We start from the raw sequence: 19,343 nt of genomic DNA, 5'->3' as shown, positions 1-19,343 counted from the left end.
CGCGGAAGGTTTTTCAACCAGCCAATGTCCCAGGAAACCTGGGAGTGAGGTGAGCGAAAATGATGCAGCAGTTCAGGTCGAACTCGTACCTGTTCGGGGGCAATGCCCCGTACGTAGAAGAGTTGTACGAGGCGTACCTCGACAACCCCGGCTCCGTGCCGGACAACTGGCGGTCGTACTTCGACGCGCTCCAGAACGTCCCCGCAACCGATGGCTCCGATGGCCGCGACGTGGCGCATGCCCCGGTCATCGAATCGTTTGCCCAGCGCGCCAAGGCCAACGCCTTCATGGTCAAGACCAGCTCGGCTGATCTCGCCGTGTCGCGCAAGCAGGTGCACGTTCAGTCGCTGATTGCTGCCTATCGCTTCCTCGGTTCCCGCTGGGCGGATCTCGATCCCCTCAAGCGTCAGGAACGCCCCAAGATCCCCGAACTCGAGCCGTCGTTCTACGACTTCACCGAGTCGGACATGGACATCACGTTCTCGGCCACGAACACGTACTTCACCAAGGCCGAGCACATGACCCTGCGCGAGATCGTGCAGGCTCTCCGTGAAACGTACTGCGGCAGCATCGGCGCCGAGTACATGCACATCACCGATCCCACCGAAAAGCGCTGGTGGCAGGAGCGGCTGGAAAGCACCCGCTCGAAGCCGGTGTTCACGGCCGAAAAGAAGAAGCACATCCTCGACCGCCTGACCGCAGCCGAAGGTCTCGAGCGCTTCCTGCACACCAAGTACGTGGGTCAGAAGCGCTTCTCGCTGGAAGGCGGCGAGAGCTTCATTGCCGCGATGGACGAAGTGATCCAGCGTGCTGGCGAGAAGGGCGTGCAGGAAATCGTGATCGGCATGGCCCACCGCGGTCGTCTGAACGTGCTGGTCAACACGCTGGGCAAGATGCCGCGTGACCTGTTCGCCGAGTTCGAGCACACCGCCCCCGAGGCACTGCCCGCCGGCGACGTGAAGTACCACCAGGGCTTCAGCTCCGACGTGTCCACCCCGGGCGGCCCCGTTCACCTGTCGCTGGCGTTCAACCCGTCGCACCTGGAAATCGTGAACCCGGTGGTTGAAGGCTCGGTGCGTGCGCGCATGGACCGTCGTGGCGACACCCGGGGCGACACCGTGCTGCCGGTGCTGGTGCACGGCGACGCGGCCTTTGCCGGCCAGGGCGTCAACCAGGAAACCCTGGCGCTGGCCCAGACCCGCGGCTACACGACCGGCGGCACGGTCCACATCATCATCAACAACCAGATCGGCTTCACCACCTCCGATCCGCGCGACCTGCGTTCCACGCTGTACTGCACGGACATCGTGAAGGGCGTCGAGTCGCCGGTGCTGCACGTCAATGGCGATGATCCGGAAGCCGTGGTCTTTGCCACGCAGCTGGCGCTCGAATACCGCCTGGCGTTCCGCAAGGACGTCGTGGTCGACATCGTTTGCTTCCGCAAGCTGGGCCACAACGAGCAGGACACGCCGAGCCTGACCCAGCCGCTGATGTACAAGAAGATCGCTGCCCACCCCGGCACGCGCAAGCTGTACGCCGACAAGCTGGCCGCACAGGGCATGGGCGAGACGCTGGGCGACGACCTGGCCAAGGCCTACCGCGCCGCCATGGACGAAGGCCGTCACACCGTGGACCCGGTGCTGACCAACTTCCAGCGCAAGTACGCGGTGGACTGGACGCCGTTCCTGGGCAAGAAGTGGACCGACGGTGGCGACACCGCCATCCCGCTTGCCGAGTGGAAGCGTCTGGCCGAGCGCATCACGACGCTGCCCGAATCGATCACGCCGCACCAGTTGGTCAAGAAGGTCTACGCAGACCGGGCGGCCATGGGTCGTGGCGAGATCAACGTCGACTGGGGCATGGGCGAGCACATGGCGTTTGCCTCGCTGGTGGCTTCGGGCTACCCGGTGCGCCTGTCCGGTGAGGACTGCGGCCGCGGTACCTTCACCCACCGCCACGCCGTGATCCACGACCAGAGCCGTGAGCGCTGGGACGAAGGCACCTATGTGCCGCTGCAGAACGTGGCCGAGAACCAGGCTCCGTTCGTCGTCATCGACTCGATCCTGTCGGAAGAAGCCGTGCTGGCGTTCGAATACGGCTACGCCGGTTCGGACCCCAACAGCCTGGTCGTTTGGGAAGCGCAGTTCGGTGACTTCGCCAACGGCGCTCAGGTGGTGATCGACCAGTTCATCGCCTCGGGCGAAGTGAAGTGGGGCCGCGCCAACGGCCTGGTGATGATGCTGCCGCACGGCTACGAAGGCCAGGGCCCCGAGCACAGCTCGGCTCGCCTGGAGCGCTTCATGCAGCTGGCTGCCGAAAACAACATGCAGATCGTGCAGCCGACCACGGCCAGCCAGATCTTCCATGTGCTGCGTCGCCAGATCGTGCGGATGTTCCGCAAGCCGATGGTGATCTTCACGCCGAAATCGCTGCTGCGTAACAAGGACGCCACGTCGCCTCTGACCGAGTTCACCAAGGGTGAGTTCCGCACGGTGATCGGTGAACTGAGCACCGACATCGAAGCCAGCAAGGTCAAGCGCGTGATCGCCTGCTCGGGCAAGGTCTATTACGACCTGGTCAAGAAGCGCGAAGAGAAGAAGGCCAGCGACGTCGCGATCATCCGCGTCGAGCAGCTCTATCCCTTCCCGCACAAGGCTTTCGCCGCCGAGATCAAGAAGTATTCCAACGCCACCGAACTGGTGTGGTGCCAGGATGAGCCGCAAAACCAAGGTGCGTGGTTCTTCGTTCAGCACTACATCCACGAGAACATGACCGAAGGCCAGAAGCTGGGTTATGCCGGCCGACCGGCATCGGCTTCGCCGGCAGTGGGCTACGCCCACCTGCACCAGGACCAGCAGAAAGCGCTGCTGGACCAGGCGTTCGCCAAGCTCAAGGGCTTCGTTCTCACCAAGTAAGGTTTGTTCGACCGCGGTGCGATGCCGCCCGCCCGGTGCCTGTCGCCGGGCCGGGTTTCCGCACGCGGTCGCTGTAGGAGATACACATCATGGCAATCGTTGAAGTCAAGGTTCCCCAACTGTCCGAGTCCGTGGCCGAGGCCACGCTGCTGCAATGGAAGAAGAAGCCCGGCGAAGCCGTCGCGGCCGATGAAATCCTGATCGAGATCGAGACCGACAAGGTCGTGCTCGAAGTGCCGGCCCCGGCTGCTGGCGTGATGGCCCAGATCGTCAAGAACGATGGCGAGACCGTGGGTTCGGACGAGGTCATCGCCCGCATCGACACCGAAGGCAGCACGGCCGTGAGCCCGCTGCCCGTCAAGGCCGTGGAAACCACGCCGGCTCCGGCCGCCGCCGCGCCGGCTGCTGCTGCCGCAGCAGGTGGCAGCAAGGCCGACGTGGCCATGCCCGCCGCCGCCAAGCTGCTGGCCGACAACGGCCTGACCACCGCACAGGTGGCCGGCACCGGCAAGGACGGTCGCGTGACCAAGGGTGACGTGCTGGGTGCCGTCGCCGCAGGTGCCAGCAAGCCGGCCGCGGCGCCGGCCCCTGCCGCCGCCATCCCGACGGGCGTGCCGACCAAGTCGCTGCCCGCCGTGCAGGCACCGTCTGGCGGGGCCAACCTGGCCGACCGCCCCGAGCAGCGCGTGCCGATGAGCCGTCTGCGTGCCCGTGTGGCCGAGCGTCTGCTGCAGTCGCAAGCCACCAACGCCATCCTGACCACGTTCAACGAAGTGAACATGGCCCCGGTGATGGAAATGCGCAAGAAGTTCCAGGAGAAGTTCGAGAAGGAACACGGCGTCAAGCTGGGCTTCATGAGCTTCTTCGTCAAGGCGGCCGTGCATGCGCTGAAGAAGTACCCCGTGCTGAACGCTTCGGTCGACGGCAACGACATCGTCTACCACGGCTACTTCGACATCGGTGTGGCCGTCGGCTCGCCGCGTGGTCTGGTGGTGCCGGTGGTGCGCAACGCCGACCAGATGACCTTTGCCGAAATCGAGAAGAAGATCGCCGAGTTCGGCGTGAAGGCCCGTGACGGCAAGCTGGGCATCGAAGAGATGACCGGCGGCACCTTCTCGATCTCGAACGGCGGCGTCTTCGGCTCGATGCTGTCGACCCCGATCATCAACCCGCCGCAGTCGGCCATCCTGGGCGTGCACGCCACCAAGGACCGCGCCGTGGTGGAGAACGGCCAGATCGTGATCCGTCCGATCAACTACCTGGCCATGTCGTACGACCACCGCATCATCGACGGCCGCGAAGCCGTGCTGGGTCTGGTGGCCATGAAGGAAGCGCTGGAAGATCCGGCCCGCCTGCTGTTCGACATCTGATCTGAACTGACAACCGTTTTTTTGCGGCCGGGCGGGCCTCACGAGGGCCTGCCTGGCGACTGCAAATCCGACAACGACCGGACCCCAGGAGACACTTCATGTCCCAACAATTCGACGTCATCGTGATCGGTGGCGGTCCCGGTGGCTACATCGCCGCCATCCGTGCTGCGCAGCTTGGCTTCAAGGTCGCCGCGATCGACGAGTGGAAGAACAGCAAGGGCGGCCCCGCACCGGGCGGCACCTGCACCAACGTCGGCTGCATCCCGTCGAAGGCGCTGCTTCAATCTTCGGAGCACTTTGAACACGCTTCGCTGCACTTTGCCGACCACGGCATCTCGGTCAAGGGACTCGAGATGGATGTCGCGAAGATGATTGCCCGCAAGGACGCCGTCGTCAAACAGAACAACGACGGCATCCTGTACCTGTTCAAGAAGAACAAGATCACGTTCTTCCACGGCCGTGGCTCGTTCGTGAAGGCCGTCGATGGCCAGTACGAGATCGCCGTGGCGGGTGACAAGCCCGAAACGCTGCAAGGCAAGCACATCATCGTGGCCACCGGCTCGAACGCCCGTGCGCTGCCGGGTGCTGCCTTCGACGAGAAGCTGATCCTGTCGAACGACGGCGCGCTGCAGATCAACGACGTGCCGAAGAAGCTCGGCGTGATCGGCGCTGGCGTGATCGGCCTGGAAATGGGCTCGGTCTGGCGTCGTCTGGGTGCCGAGGTCACCATCCTGGAAGGCCTGCCGACTTTCCTGGGCGCCGCCGACGAGGCCGTCGCCAAGGAAGCGCACAAGCTGTTCACGAAGCAGGGCCTGAAGATCGAGATGGGCGTCAAGATTGGCGACATCAAGACGGCCAAGAAGGGCGTGACCGTGGCGTACACCAACGCCAAGGGCGAAGCGCAAGAGCTGGCTGTGGACAAGCTGATCGTCTCGATCGGCCGCGTGCCCAACACCATTGGTCTGAACACCGAGGCGGTGGGCCTGCAACTCGACGAACGCGGTGCCATCGTGGTGGACGCCGACTGCAAGACCAATCTGCCCAACGTGTGGGCGGTGGGTGATGTGGTCCGCGGCCCCATGCTGGCCCACAAGGCAGAAGAAGAGGGTGTGGCCGTGGCCGAGCGCATTGCCGGTCAGCACGGTCACGTCGACTTCGACACGATTCCCTGGGTGATTTACACCAGCCCGGAGATTGCCTGGGTCGGCAAGACCGAACAGGCACTGAAAGCGGAGGGCCGTGCCTACAAGGCCGGTTCCTTCCCCTTCCTGGCCAACGGGCGCGCACGTGCCCTGGGTGACACCAATGGTTTCGTGAAGTTCCTGGCCGATGCGACGACCGACGAGATCCTCGGCGTGCACATCATCGGCCCGTACGCTTCCGAGTTGATCTCGGAAGCCGTGGTCGCCATGAACTTCAAGGCCAGCGCCGAAGACATCGCGCGCATCTGCCACGCTCACCCGAGCCTGAGCGAAGCCACCAAGGAAGCCGCCCTGGCGGTGGACAAGCGCACGCTGAACTTCTGATTCAGTCGTGCGTCACGCTGTCGAGCGCCTGCCCAGAGCGTGAGACAGTGTGGTCCGGATCCTGAGTGCATCGGGGTGGCGTGAGCCACCCCTTTTTCTTGTGGCCGCGCCACGGGCTGATCGAAGTCGGCTACGCTGCGCCCTTTCGTCGAAGAACCTTCTGCCGTCTGCGCCATGCCCGCACCCGCCATTTCCGTCTCCGAGCTCTATCAGCAAAGCCTGGCCGAACGCGGCTACAAGGCCGACGAGGCCCAGCTCAAGGGCATTGCCGCGCTGCAGCGTTGCCAGGACGAGTGGTCGCACTACAAGGCCAAGCGCGGCAATGCGCTGACCAAGATGCTGCGCTACCCGGATCTGCCCAAGGGCGTCTACATGTACGGCGGGGTGGGGCGGGGCAAGAGCTTCATCATGGACTGCTTCTTCAACGCGGTCCCGCTGGAGCGCAAGACGCGCCTGCATTTTCACGAGTTCATGCGTGAGGTGCACCGGCAATTGCATGAGCTGAAAGGCGTGCAGGACCCGCTGGACGTGCTGGCCAAGCGCATGTCGCGCAAGCACCGCCTGATCTGCTTCGACGAGTTCCATGTGGCCGACGTGACGGACGCGATGATCCTGCACAGGCTGCTGGACGCGATGTTCCGCAACCGCATGAGCATCGTCACCACGTCGAACTTCCATCCGGACGGGCTGTATCCGAACGGGCTGCACCGCGACCGCATCCTGCCAGCCATCGAGCTGTTGAAGCAGCAGCTGGAGGTGATCAACGTGGACAGCGGGACGGACTACCGCCGCCGCACGCTGGAGCTGGCGCGTTTGTACCTGACGCCGCTGAACGAGCAGACGGACGCCGAAATGAGCACCATCTTCTCGCAGCTGGCCGAAACCGCGGACGACAATCCCGAACTGCACATCGAGCACCGTGTGCTGAAGGCGCGGCGGCGGGCCGGCGGCGTGGTGTGGTTCGACTTCCAGACGCTGTGCGGCGGGCCGCGCTCGCAGAACGACTACCTGGAGCTCGCATCACAGTTCCACACGCTGATGCTGAGCAACGTGCCGCAGATGCCGGTGCGCATGGCGTCGGAGGCGCGGCGCTTCACGTGGCTGGTGGACGTGCTGTACGACCGCAAGTGCAAGCTGGTGATCTCGGCCGAGGTGCCGCCGGAGCAGCTCTACACCGAAGGCCCGATGTCGCACGAGTTCCCGCGCACGGTGTCTCGCCTCAACGAGATGCAATCGAAGGAATACCTGAGCGAAGAGCGCCGGGTGGTCGACACCTCGATCACCTGATTCAGCCGCGGGCCTCGACGCGGACCAGCGCCATCGACAGGTTGTCACCGCCGCCGCGGGCGCGGTGGCGCGCCTTGCTGACCAGCATTTCGGCCGCTTCGCGCGGCGGCAGGGTGTGCACGATGGCGCCCAGTTCCTTGGGCGTGAAGTAGTGCCACAGCCCGTCGGAGCAGGCCAGCAGGCTGTCGCCGATCTGCAGGCCGCGCAGGCGATGAGCCGACAGGGGCGGATCCTGCTGCGTGCCGAGGCAGCCCGTCAGCAGGTTGGACTGCGGGTGCACGTTGGCTTCTTCTTCCGTGATCTGTCCTTCGTTGACCAGGCGCTGGACGAAGGAATGATCGAGCGTGCGGTAGAGCATCTCGGGGCCGCGGAAGTGGTAGACGCGTGAGTCGCCGGCGTGCAGGATGTCGGCGGTCAGGTCGGGGTTGACGATGAAGCTGGCCAGTGTGCTGTGAGGCTCTTCCTCGAAAGCGATGGCCGTCAGCTTGATCATCAGGTGTGCTTCATTGAGCAGTTGGGCCAGGATGGTGGTCGCTTCTTCCGTGCCGGGCACGTAGCGGTCGAACACCTGGCGGGCCGTCATGAGCACCTGGTCGGCGGCCTTGCGCCCGCCGCTCTTGCCGCCCATGCCATCGGCCACGACGGCCATCAGGCAGCCTGCAGTGCGGGGGTGCGGCAGGATGGCCACCTGGTCCTGTTGGTATGGCCGGTCTCCGCGGTGGATGCCCGTGGCCGCCACCAGGCGGAAACTGGTTGGTGCAATCATGGGGAAAACTATAATCGTGAAACGCTTTGATTCGGGCTGAGGCGGTGCCCCGAATCTTCCCTTGTTGATGCGCCTGTCGTGCATGCCCCTGCGGCATCTCCCGATGCAAGAAAACCTGCATTCCCCTCATCGCCAGCTCATTGAACTGCGCATCGAACACGCCGATCTCGACAACATGATCGACCGGATAGCGGAGCAGTCGCCTGTAGACGAACTCTCGCTTCGCCGGCTGAAGAAACGCCGCCTGTTGCTGCGCGATCGGATCGAGCGGCTCGAAGCTTTGCTCGACCCGAAAGAGCCTGCCTGATTAGGCTTCGAGGGCGGTCAGCAGCTCGGTTTCGACCTGCAGCTGGGCCTTGTCCCCGCGCAGCACATCGCCTGTCACGAGGAAGGTGTCTTCCACGCGCTCGCCCAGCGTGCTGACCTTGGCCAGTTGCACGTTGATCTGGTGGCGGGCCAGCGTGCGGGCAATCACATAGAGCAGGCCGGAGCGGTCGCTGGCCGAGACGGTCAGCAGCCAGCGCTGGGCCCGTTCGTCGGGGCGCAGGCTTACGCGGGGTTGCACCGGGAAGGACTTCACCCGGCGCGACAGCCGAGCGCGTGAGGGGTCATGCAGCGGCGCGTCGGATGCGACGCCTTCAGCCAGCTGGTTCTCGACAAGGGCGATCAGGTCGCGGTAGTGCACGCCTTCGAATTGCGCGGAACCGGCCGTGAGGATCTGGAAGGTGTCGATGGCGTAGCCGGTCTTCGAGGTGTGGATGCGCGCATCCTGAATGCTGAATCCGGCTCGGTCGAAGTAGCCGCAGATGCGGGCGAAGAGGTCAGGGCGATCGGGCGCATACACCAGCACCTGCAGGCCTTCGCCCACCGGCGAGAGCCGCGCAGCCACGACGGGCTTGAGCGTTTCCACGTGGCGCCACAGCATGCGGGTGTGCCAGGCGATGTCGGCCGAGTCATGGCGGGCGAAGTAGCTGGTGTCCAGCGTGGCCCAGAGCCTCTGCTCGATGCCGGCGGGCATGAAGTACAGCGCCAGGGTGTGCCTTGCCTGCTGCTTGCGGGCCTCGATCTCGGCATCCAGGTGGGGCCGTGCGCCGCCCAGTGCACGCAGGGTGAGCTTGTAGAGGTCTTCGAGCAGCTTGCCCTTCCAGGCGTTCCAGACCTTGGGGCTGGTGCCGCGGATGTCGGCGACGGTCAGCAGGTAGAGGCCGGTGAGGAAGCGTTCGCTGCCCATGCGCCGCGCGAAGGCCTGGATGACGTCCGGGTCGGACAGGTCCTCCTTCTGCGCCACGCGCGACATGGTGAGGTGCTCGGCCACGAGAAACTCGACGAGGCGGGCATCCTCGCCGGTGATGCCGTGGTCCTTGCAGAAGCGGCGCACTTCCACAGCGCCCAGCTCGGAGTGATCGCCACCGCGGCCCTTGGCCACGTCGTGGAACAGCGCGGCCACGTAGAGCAGGTAAGGCTTGTCCCATTCGGACGCCAGTTGCGTGCAGTACGGGTACTCGTGCGCGTGCTCCGGGATGAAGAAGCGGCGCATGTTGCGCACGACCATGAGGATGTGCTGGTCGACCGTGTAGACGTGGAACAGGTCGTGCTGCATCTGGCCCACGATGCGGCGGAACACCCACAGGTAGCGGCCCAGCACCGAGGTCTGGTTCAGCAGGCGCAGCAGGTGAGTCTGGCCGTGGTCGGCCTTCAGCAGCTGCATGAAGGCGGCGTGGTTGGCGGGGTCGCGCCGGAAGGACGCGTCCATGACGTTGCGGGCGTTGTAGAGCGCGCGGAGGGTGCGGGCCGACAGGCCCTTCAGCGTCTTGTCCTGCTGCAGGGCCAGGAAGGTGGCGAAGATGGCATGGCGGTCATGCTCGTACAGGTCATCACGGGCCACTTCAAGGAAACCGCCGCGGTCGAAGAAGCGCTCGTCGATGCGGCGCATGGGCGCATCGTGCGAGCCCCGCACGCGCTCCTCGATGTTGAGGATGAGGATCTGGTTGAGCTGGGTGACCGCCTTGGCGGCCCAGTAGTAGCGGCGCATCAGCGCTTCGCTGGCGCGCAGGGCCTTGGTGCTTTCGTAGCCGAAGCTGGTGGCCACAGCGGTCTGCAGGTCGAACACCAGCCGGTCTTCGCGACGGCCGGCAATCTGGTGCAGCCGCGTGCGGATCAGCTTGAGCAGGCCTTCGTTGCGCTGCAGCTGGCGCGCTTCGAAGGCAGTGAGCAGCCCGTTGCGGGCCAGTTCGGACCAGGTGCGCCCCAGGCGGGCGGCGCGGGCCAGCCACAGCACGACCTGCAGGTCGCGCAGGCCTCCGGGGCTTTCCTTGCAGTTGGGCTCGAGCGCGTACGGGGTGTCTTCGTACTTGGTGTGGCGCTGGCGCATCTCGAGCAACTTGGCCGTGAGGAAGGCCGGCGCGTCCATGTGCTCGTGGGTGCTGGCTTCGAGTTCGTCGAAGCGGGCTCGGGTGCCGCAGATGAAGCGGGATTCCAGCAAGGCGGTCTGCACCGTCACATCGCGGCGGGCTTCCTCGACGCATTCATCGACCGTGCGCACACTGGAGCCGATCTCCAACCCAATGTCCCAGCAGGCGCTGATGAAGGCTTCGACCTTCGGGGCGCAGAGGTCTTCGCCGGATGCAGAGGGCACCACCGGCAACAGCACCAGCACGTCGATGTCGGAGTAGGGGAAGAGCTCGCCGCGTCCATAGCCGCCGACCGCCACCAGTGCCGCGCCTTTGGGCATGTCAACGTCATCCCAAAGCCGGGTCAGCGTGCGGTCGACGAGGCGGGCCAACTGCAGCAGCAGCGTGCTGGCAGAGGCCGCCGTGGCGCGCGCATCCTGGAAGCGGGTCAGCAGGTCGGTTTTGGCGGTGCGGAAGTCGTTCCGCAGGGCGGCGATGTCCAGGGTCATGAGGGGAACGGTACAGCAGGCCTGGCCCTGGCGGGGCGCAGAAAAAAACCCGAGCGGGCGGCTCGGGCCCGGTCGGGTGGTGTGGCGTCAGGCGCTGGTGGTCTGGGGCGCGGTGACGAAGTCCGGGATCGGGGGGCTGCCGGCCGAGAGCGTCAGCACTTCGTAGCCGGTTTCGGTGACCAGCACCGTGTGCTCCCACTGGGCGGAAAGTGAGCGATCCTTCGTGACGATGGTCCACCCGTCGCCCAGCGACTTGATGTCCTTCTTGCCCGCGTTGATCATGGGCTCGATGGTGAAGATCATGCCGGGCTTGAGTTCTTCCAGCGTGCCGGGGCGACCGTAGTGCAGCACCTGCGGCTCCTCGTGGAACTTGCGGCCGATGCCGTGGCCACAGAACTCGCGCACCACCGAGAAGCCGTTGTTCTCGGCAAAGGTCTGGATGGTGTGGCCGATGTCGCCCAGGCGTGCGCCGGGCTTGACCTTGGCGATGCCCTTCCACATGGCGTCGTAGGTGAAGGCGCACAGGCGCTTGGCCGCGATCGAGCCGTTGCCGCAGATGAACATGCGGCTGGTGTCGCCGTGCCAGCCATCCTTGATGACGGTGATGTCGATGTTGACGATGTCGCCGTCCTTCAGGGGGCGGTCGTTCGGGATGCCGTGGCAGACCTGGTGGTTGATCGACGTGCAGATCGACTTGGGGTAGGGCTTGTGGCCGCCCGGCGCGTAGTTCAGCGGCGCGGGGATGGTGCCCTGCACGTTGACCATGTAGTCGTGGGCGAGGCGATCCAGCTCTTCGGTGGTGACGCCGGGCTTCACGAACGGCGTGAGGTAGTCCAGCACCTCGGAGGCGAGGCGGCCGGCAACGCGCATGGCGTCGATCTCGGCGCCGGTCTTGATGGTGATGCTCATGGGCAGGGATTATCCGCAATTGGCGTGGGGTATGTCGCTGTCATGGGAAACACAAACAGAGGGGGTGGCGGGCTTTCCCGGACAGGGGCCGGTAAAATTCTCGTTTTTCCGCACGACCGCCCTCCGCCGTGACCGAACGCACCCCCGCACCGATGTCGACCCTGATGCACTTCGAGGGCGGCAACGCCCTGGCTCCCCACCAGATCCACGCGCTGCTGCCGAAGCTGCAGGCCATCAACCCGAAGATCACGGCCGTGCATGCGCGGCACGTGCACTGGGTGGCCGCTGACCAGGCCCTGGCCGCCGGTGAGGTCGACAAGCTGGCCGCGCTGCTGAACTACGGCGACGCCTATGAGGGCGCGCTGGACGGCGAGCTGATCGTGGTGGCGCCGCGCCTGGGCACGCTGTCGCCCTGGGCGTCGAAGGCGACCGACATTGCGCACAACTGCGGCCTGGCGATTCGCCGCGTGGAGCGCGTGACCGAGTACCGCCTGACGTTGAAGGCCGGTCTGCTGGGTTCGCTGACGGGCGGCGCCAAGGGCCTGACCGCCGACGAACTGGCCGCCTGCGCCGCGCTGCTGCACGACCGCATGACGGAAAGCGTGCTGCTGGCCCGCGACGAGGCCCGCCACCTGTTCGACGAGAAGCCCGGCCAGCCCATGGCCCATGTCGACGTGCTGGCCCGTGGCCGCGCTGCGCTGGAAGAAGCCAACGTGAGCTTCGGCCTGGCCCTGTCGGATGACGAAATCGACTACCTGGTGAACGCCTTCACCGGCCTGAAGCGCAACCCGACGGACGTGGAGCTGATGATGTTCGCCCAGGCGAACTCGGAGCACTGCCGTCACAAGATCTTCAACGCGAAGTTCACCATCGACGGCCAGGAGCAGGACCTGTCGATGTTCGGCATGATCCGCCACACCGAGAAGGTCAGCCCGCAGCACACCGTGGTGGCCTACTCGGACAACGCCTCGATCATGGAAGGCCACGCCATCGAGCGCTGGATGCCCGAGGGCTACACCAACGCGCCGCAGTACAAGGCCCGCGACGAGCTGGCCCACGTGCTGATGAAGGTGGAAACGCACAACCACCCGACGGCGATTTCGCCTTTCCCAGGAGCCTCGACCGGCGCCGGCGGTGAGATCCGCGACGAAGGCGCCACGGGCCGCGGCTCGCGTCCGAAGTCGGGCCTCACGGGCTTCTCGGTGTCGAACCTGCACCTGCCGGGCACGAACGAGCCGTGGGAGCAGAACCCTGTCGGCAAGCCCGAGCACATCGCCAGCCCGCTGCAGATCATGACCGAAGGCCCGCTGGGCGGCGCCGCGTTCAACAACGAGTTCGGCCGTTCGAACCTGGGCGGCTACTTCCGCGTGTTCGAGCAGACGGTGGGTGAGGGCGCCGATGCCATCCGCCGCGGCTACCACAAGCCCATCATGATTGCCGGCGGCATCGGCACCATCAGCGCCGAGCAGACCAAGAAGGTCGTGTTCGGGGCCGGCACGTTGCTGATCCAGCTGGGCGGCCCGGGCATGCGCATCGGCATGGCCGGTGCGGCGGCCTCGTCGATGGCGGCCGGCACGAACGCGGCTGACCTCGATTTCGATTCGGTGCAGCGCGGCAACCCGGAAATCGAACGCCGTGCGCAGGAAGTCATCAACCACTGCTGGGGCCTGGGCGCGAACAACCCGATTCTGGCGATCCACGACGTGGGCGCGGGCGGCATCTCGAACGCCTTCCCCGAGCTGGTGGACGGCGCCGGCAAGGGCGCGCGCTTCGACCTGAGCAAGGTGCCGCTGGAAGAAACCGGCCTGGCCCCGAAGGAAATCTGGTGCAACGAGAGCCAGGAGCGCTACGTCCTGGCCATCGCCCCGGAAAGCCTGCCCATCTTCACGGCGATGTGCGAGCGCGAGCGCTGCCCGTTCGGCGTGATCGGCACCGCGACCGAGGCGCTGGAACTGATCCTCGAAGACACGACCCAACCGCAGGCCGACAAGGCCGTGGACATGCCGATGGAGGTGCTGCTGGGCAAGCCGCCCAAGATGCACCGTGTGGTCGAACGCGTGCAGTGGGACGGCGGCAAGCTGGACCTGACCGGCGTGCAGCTGGAGCAGGTGGCGATGGACGTGCTGCGCCATCCGACCGTGGCCAGCAAGCGCTTTTTGATCACCATCGGTGACCGTACGGTGGGTGGCCTGAACCACCGCGACCAGATGGTCGGCCCGTGGCAGGTGCCCGTGGCCGACGTGGCCGTGACCCTGGCTGACTTCAAGGGCTTTGCCGGCGAGGCGATGGCCATGGGCGAGCGCACGCCGCTGGCGTCGGTCAACGCGCCTGCATCCGGCCGCATGGCCGTGGGTGAGGCGATCACCAACCTGCTGGCAGCGCCGATCGAGCTGCCGCGCGTCAAGCTGTCGGCCAACTGGATGGCGGCCTGTGGCGAAAAGGGCGAAGACGCCGCGCTGTACGACACCGTGAAGGCCGTGGGCCTGGAGCTGTGTCCCGCGTTGGGCATTTCCATCCCGGTGGGCAAGGACTCGCTGTCGATGCGCACCAAGTGGAGCGACAACGGGGCCACCAAGCAGGTGACGGCGCCTGTGTCGCTGATCGTGACCGCATTCGCGTCGATCGGCGACGTGCGTGGCACGCTGACGCCGCAGCTGGTGACGCAGGAAAACGGCCAGCCGCTGGACACGACCCTGATCCTCGTGGACCTGGGCGAAGGCAAGAAGCGCATGGGCGGCTCGATGCTGGCCCAGGTGCTGAACCAGTTCGGCAACGAGGTGCCGGACGTCGACAACCCCGAGCTGCTCAAGGCCACGGTGAATGCGGTGAACGCCCTGCGCGCCGATGGCAAGCTGCTGGCCTACCACGACCGGGGTGACGGCGGCCTGTGGGCGACCGTGTGCGAGATGGCCTTTGCCGGCCACACGGGCGTGAGCATCAACGTCGACATGCTGGTGACGGAAAGCGCCGGCATCGACGACAGCCGCGCCGACTTCGGTGACTCGAAGAACTGGGCCGGCCAGGTGGGCGAGCGCCGCAACGAGCTGACGCTCAAGGCGCTGTTCAACGAAGAACTCGGCGTGGTGCTGCAGGTGCGCACCGCCGAGCGTGACGCCGTGCTGCAGGTGCTGCGTGCCCACGGACTGAGCAAGCACACCCATGTGATCGGCAAGCCCAACCTGAAGGGCCAGGCCGCGCAGGAAGTGCAAGTGTGGCGCGACGCCAAGGCGGTGCTGACGGCCCCGCTGGAGCAGCTGCACAAGACCTGGGACGAGGTGAGCTGGCGCATTGCCCAGCTGCGCGACAACCCGGCCTGTGCCGACAGCGAGCACGCCGCCGTGGGGGCGCCGGCCGATCCGGGCATGAGTCTGCACCTGACCTTCGATCCGCTGGACGACGTGGCCGCACCCTTCATCCACAAGGCGCGCCCGAAGGTCGCCATCCTGCGCGAGCAGGGCGTGAACTCGCACGTGGAAATGGCCTACGCCATGCACCAGGGCGGCTTCGACACCTTCGACGTGCACATGAGCGACCTGCAGGCCGGCCGCGCCCGTCTGGACCAGTTCCAGGGCTTTGTGGCGTGCGGCGGCTTCAGCTATGGCGACACGCTGGGTGCCGGGGAAGGCTGGGCCCGCTCCATCATGTTCAACCCGCAGCTGGCCGAGCAGTTCGCGGCCTTCTTCGGTCGCACCGACACCTTTGCGCTGGGCGTGTGCAATGGCTGCCAGATGCTGGCGGCGCTCAGCCCCATCATCCCCGGTGCGCAGGACTGGCCGAAGTTCACCCACAACCAGAGCACGCGCTTCGAAGCGCGCCTGAGCCTGGTCGAGGTGCTGGAGAGCCCGTCGCTGTTCTTCCAGGGCATGGCCGGCAGCCGCATGCCGATCGCCGTGTCGCACGGGGAAGGCTTTGCCAACTTCGCCCAGCGTGGCGATCAGGCCAAGGTGCACCGCGCGCTGCGCTACGTGGACAACACCGGCGCGCCGACCGAGGTGTACCCGTTCAACCCGAACGGCTCGCCCGAAGGCCTGACCGCGGTGACGACGGCCGATGGCCGCTTCACGGCCATGATGCCGCACCCGGAGCGCGTGTTCCGCAACATCCAGATGAGCTGGACCAGCGGCGACAAGAGTGCTCCGAGCCCGTGGCTGCGCATGTTCCGCAACGCCCGCAAGTGGGTGGGGTGATCTCAGTCTGAAGCGGAACCCGGGTGGGCCGATGCGGCCGCCCGGGCGGTGCGCCGCGGGGCGGCATACCAGGCATCCCAGGCGCAGAAGAGGCCCCAGCCCAGCTGGGTCGCCCAGGCCTGCGTGAGCACGCGCGGGGCGATGTCGGCGGCGCCGTGCCACCAGACCCAGGTTGCACGCACGGTGATGACGCTGGCCCACCCCGCGGCCACCAGGAACATCATCAGGCCCACGGCTGCGCGCCGCTGCAGCCATTGTGCGCTGCCGGGCACGGCGAACGAGGCCAGCGCGGCGAGCGCGGCGGCAAGCGGCCGGTGTGCGGTGGCCGATGCCTCGGTGGACGCGCGGGAGCGCGGTACCGCCCGCACGTTGAGCAACGCCGCCACACGGCGGGCGGTCACCGCCGAGCGGACTGCGCCTTCCAGCACGGTGCCATCGCGCAGTTGCAGCCGCAGCCAGCCGTCGTCCGCGGGTTGACGCAGCAGGCGCCGCCAGAGCGGAAAACGGGCGACGGCAGGCAAGGCCACGCGGGCGATGTCGGCCCTCGGCACGCGGTGCTCGAGCACGCGGCCACCGAGGGTGATCCGGAAGCTCAGCAGCCGGCGGTCAGTCAGCACGATCCAGCGCTGGCCACCCAGGGGTTGCAGGATGAAGGTTTCGCGCACCTGCTCGCCCGGTTCGAGCAGCTGCGCGAGGGTCTCGTCGGTCTGCAGCCAGCGTACGGCCAGCAGGTTCAGCAGGCCCTCTGCCCAGGGGGCTTCAGCCAGTCGCCTGGTCTGGCGGTGCACCTCATGCAGCAGGGCAACCAGGGCCGCCACCAGCCCGATGACCATGGCCCACGTGGCCAGGCGTGCCGTGTCGGAGTCGCCAGCGGCGTCCCCCTGCCAGTGGCGAATCAGTGCCTGCCAGGCGACGAGCCACACGAGCAGAAGCAGCCAGGGCCAGACGGCGTGCAGCGCCGCTTTTCGCAATGCGGCGCCATCGAGCACTGGGGTGCCGAGGGTGGCCAGCAAGGGCCGCATGACCCGCGCACGGCTCGACCGGGTCAACCGACTCTGCCAGGCCAGGGCGACCAGGGCGAGCATCAGCCCGGCCACGCCGCCCCGCAACCCCCAGAGGTACAGCCGATCGAAACCCTGCCGCCGTGCGTACAGTGCAGCCAGTTCGGCCCGGGTGTGAGGGTTACCGAAGTCGGGCAGGGCTTCCCGGTCCAGCCCGAAACGTCGCACGCGCCAGGTGGCCCCATCCACCACCAGCAGGGTGTCGTGCCGCCAGGCCATGTCCTGGGGTTGGGCGTCATCGGGCAGGGGCAGCGTCTGCTCGTCGCCGTTCGGCCAGACGTTGACGATGCGGCCGATCTGCATTCCGTTGCGCATCCGGGCCACGCTGGCCAAGGGCCGGAGGCGCCCGTCGGCCTGGGGCACGGGCGCGACCCAGCTGAGGTAGCGCGCGGCCGCGTCGTTGTGCTTGAGCTGGATGCGGCGGCGCTCCTGCAGGGTCTGAGGCTCGAGTTCCACCAGCGCGAAGCGGTTGGTGTCGGTGGTCCACAGGGCATCCGGCGCCCACCACAGCCCGTTGGTGAAGCGGTACAGGCCCGGGCGCGTGACCGCGCGGAAGCGCCCGTCGGCTTCGAACACGAGCACGCGGTGTCCCCCAGCGGTGGCGACGGCGATCGCGCCTTGCGGGCTGACGACCACGCTCATCGGGTGATCCAGCAGCTTGCGCAGGTCGTCGGGCCATTGCAGCGCTGTCTGCCCGGTCAGGCGCCGGGTGTGCGGGTCGAGCCAGTGAAGGATGGCGCTGCCGTTCTGGCTGATGAGCAGCCGTTGGCCGGGCGCGGGTGCGATGGCGGCCGGTCGATCGGGCAGGCCGAGCGCCGTGATGGAAATGCGAGCCTGCAGGGCGCCGTCTGCGTCGAGCTGCCAGAACGTGTCGTTGACGGTGAGCCAGACCTGGCCGTCCGGCAAGGCCGCCAGTGCCTGTGGCCCTTGAAGCGCGCCGGCCTGGCGTTGTGCCCACAGGCTGATGCCGATGGCCGCCAGCGAAGCCAACACGGCGGCCCATGCAAGCCAGCGAAGAATGCGTGCCCCCACCGGTGCCCCCTGTCGTTCTTGTGTATCAGGGCACTATACCGGCCGTCATCGCGGGCGATAGCGCAGGGTTTCGCCGCCGATTCCCCGGGCTGCGAGGCGGAGGTGGAGGCTTCAGTCCGCCTGCGGCACCAGGCGCACGGTGTAGCCGTGGCCCGATGCGATGACCGCCAGCAGGCGGTCGATGTTGGGGTGCTTGCCGGGGTTGGCGCGCGAGTCGGCCGTGTGCTCGGCGTAGATCTCGAGGCCCTCTTCGGCGGCTGCAGTGTTGATGCTGCCGTGCTTGGCGGCCAGGGCAGCGTACACCGCGAGCGAGCCAGCTTGCCCAGGCTTGTTCTCGATGCGGGCGGCAACTCCGCCTGCGGCGTCGATGAGTTCAAGGGCCGCGAGGTGGGCGACCGGGGGCAGCTGCTTGAGGTTGTCGGCAAAGGCCATGGTGTGGGGGCTCCGGGGCGCGGAGCGCAGGGGGTTCAACGAGGGGCCGTATTGTGCCGCAGCGCCTGCTGGACGGTGCGCACGGCCTCGGCCAGCAGCGGTGCCATCGGCGCGGCGTTGCTTGGGTGCGCGATGCAGTCCGTGCTCCACACATGGCGGATGCCGGCCCGTTGCATGAAGCCCAGCGCGTCGTCGGCAAACAGGGCGTGGGTCACGGCGGCGTCCACGGACTGCGCGCCGGCCGCCAGCAGCAGCCGGGCGGCTTCGCCCAGGGTGCGGCCCGAGCTGGCCACGTCGTCGATCAGCACAACGGCCTGGCCGCGCACGTCGAGCTCGGGCAGCGTGATGCGCACATCCCGGTCGCCGTGGCGGGCCTTGGTGCAGACGCCATGGCGCCAGCCGCGACCGGCCGCCGCGCTGTCGATCCATTGCGCCGATTCGGCATCCGGGCCGATGAGGACGGGCGAGGCGTGGTGCCTCGCCACCAGATCCGCCAGCATGGGCGCGCCCGACAGCGCGATGGCATGGGGAACGGGCACGGCCTCGTCCAGCGTGGCCACGCGGTGCAGGTGCGGGTCGACGGTGATGACGGCGTCGAACAGGTCGGCGAGAAACCGCCCGATGACCCGCTGGCTGACCACCTCGCCCGGATGGAAGGCGATGTCCTGCCGCATGTAGGCGAGGTAAGGCGCTACCAGCGTCAGTTGGGCAGCACCCAGCTGGCGGGCCTGCCGCGCCAGCAACAACAGCTCGATCAGCTTTTCGTTGGGGCGGTCCAGGCTGCGGTAGACGATGAGGTGAGCGGGCAGGCCACCGTTCTCGTCGACCGGCAGGCGCAGGCGCCATTCGCCGTCGGGAAAGCGGTGGCGTTCGATTTCGGCGGCACGCAGGCCCAGCGCCGTGGCCAGGCGTTGTGCGGGGGCGGCCTCGTCCGCAAAGTGGAGCAGCAGGTCGGGCAT

Annotated in this window: 12 protein-coding genes; 6 read left to right on the top strand and 6 right to left on the bottom strand. The window is 66.9% G+C overall.

The window, feature by feature from the left end:
* Positions 1–59 precede the first annotated feature (59 nt).
* The 4 genes from Q0Z44_RS10020 to zapE all read left to right on the top strand — a co-directional run bounded on the left by Q0Z44_RS10020 (position 60) and on the right by zapE (position 7,098).
* A complete protein-coding gene (locus tag Q0Z44_RS10020; RefSeq protein ID WP_298012165.1) occupies positions 60–2,915 on the top strand; it encodes a 2-oxoglutarate dehydrogenase E1 component in 2,856 nt (951 codons plus the stop codon).
* An 89-nt stretch (positions 2,916–3,004) separates the two neighbouring features.
* Complete coding sequence (odhB, locus tag Q0Z44_RS10015; RefSeq protein ID WP_298012163.1) at positions 3,005–4,285, top strand: 2-oxoglutarate dehydrogenase complex dihydrolipoyllysine-residue succinyltransferase; 1,281 nt, start codon at positions 3,005–3,007, stop codon at positions 4,283–4,285.
* A 98-nt stretch (positions 4,286–4,383) separates the two neighbouring features.
* Positions 4,384–5,811 carry a dihydrolipoyl dehydrogenase gene (gene lpdA / locus Q0Z44_RS10010; RefSeq protein ID WP_298012161.1) on the top strand — a complete coding sequence of 476 codons (1,428 nt, stop codon included), beginning with the start codon at positions 4,384–4,386 and terminating at the stop codon, positions 5,809–5,811.
* A 189-nt stretch (positions 5,812–6,000) separates the two neighbouring features.
* On the top strand, positions 6,001–7,098 hold the full coding sequence (gene zapE, locus Q0Z44_RS10005) for a cell division protein ZapE (protein WP_298012199.1): 1,098 nt from the start codon (positions 6,001–6,003) through the stop codon (positions 7,096–7,098).
* 1 nt (position 7,099) lies between these two features.
* On the opposite strand, the gene Q0Z44_RS10000 is transcribed toward zapE, so the two are convergent.
* Positions 7,100–7,864, bottom strand: a complete 765-nt coding sequence (locus Q0Z44_RS10000; RefSeq protein WP_298012159.1) for a protein phosphatase 2C domain-containing protein — start codon at positions 7,862–7,864, stop codon at positions 7,100–7,102.
* A gap of 103 nt (positions 7,865–7,967) precedes the next feature.
* On the opposite strand from Q0Z44_RS10000, the gene Q0Z44_RS09995 reads away from it, so the two are divergent.
* The gene (locus Q0Z44_RS09995; protein ID WP_298012196.1) at positions 7,968–8,171 is read left to right on the top strand and encodes a DUF465 domain-containing protein; all 204 of its coding nucleotides are present in this window, start codon (positions 7,968–7,970) and stop codon (positions 8,169–8,171) included.
* Here Q0Z44_RS09995 and Q0Z44_RS09990 read toward each other — a convergent pair whose 3' ends face one another.
* Both Q0Z44_RS09990 and map read right to left on the bottom strand, forming a co-directional pair.
* Positions 8,172–10,763, bottom strand: coding sequence for a [protein-PII] uridylyltransferase (locus tag Q0Z44_RS09990; RefSeq protein ID WP_298012157.1), 2,592 nt, complete (start codon positions 10,761–10,763; stop codon positions 8,172–8,174). It lies immediately after the preceding gene.
* 87 nt (positions 10,764–10,850) lie between these two features.
* Positions 10,851–11,672 (bottom strand): type I methionyl aminopeptidase, encoded by an 822-nt coding sequence (gene map / locus Q0Z44_RS09985; RefSeq protein ID WP_298012154.1) that lies wholly within the window; start codon positions 11,670–11,672, stop codon positions 10,851–10,853.
* A gap of 152 nt (positions 11,673–11,824) precedes the next feature.
* Between map and purL the strand changes: the two genes are divergently transcribed.
* Entirely contained in the window at positions 11,825–15,859 is a 4,035-nt protein-coding gene (gene purL, locus Q0Z44_RS09980) for a phosphoribosylformylglycinamidine synthase (protein WP_298012193.1), read from the top strand.
* 2 nt (positions 15,860–15,861) lie between these two features.
* Here the strand turns inward: purL and Q0Z44_RS09975 are convergent, their stop codons facing one another.
* The 3 genes from Q0Z44_RS09975 to Q0Z44_RS09965 form a co-directional block, all read right to left on the bottom strand.
* Complete coding sequence (locus Q0Z44_RS09975) at positions 15,862–17,913, bottom strand: hypothetical protein (protein WP_298012151.1); 2,052 nt, start codon at positions 17,911–17,913, stop codon at positions 15,862–15,864.
* A 150-nt stretch (positions 17,914–18,063) separates the two neighbouring features.
* A complete protein-coding gene (locus Q0Z44_RS09970) occupies positions 18,064–18,384 on the bottom strand; it encodes a DUF2322 family protein (protein WP_298012148.1) in 321 nt (106 codons plus the stop codon).
* A 35-nt stretch (positions 18,385–18,419) separates the two neighbouring features.
* Positions 18,420–19,343, bottom strand: a complete 924-nt coding sequence (locus Q0Z44_RS09965; protein WP_298012146.1) for a ribose-phosphate diphosphokinase — start codon at positions 19,341–19,343, stop codon at positions 18,420–18,422.

The organism is uncultured Aquabacterium sp. (genome assembly GCF_947366995.1).
Classification (GTDB): Bacteria; Pseudomonadota; Gammaproteobacteria; order Burkholderiales; family Burkholderiaceae_C; genus Aquabacterium.
This window is presented reverse-complemented; position numbering and strand designations above follow the sequence as displayed.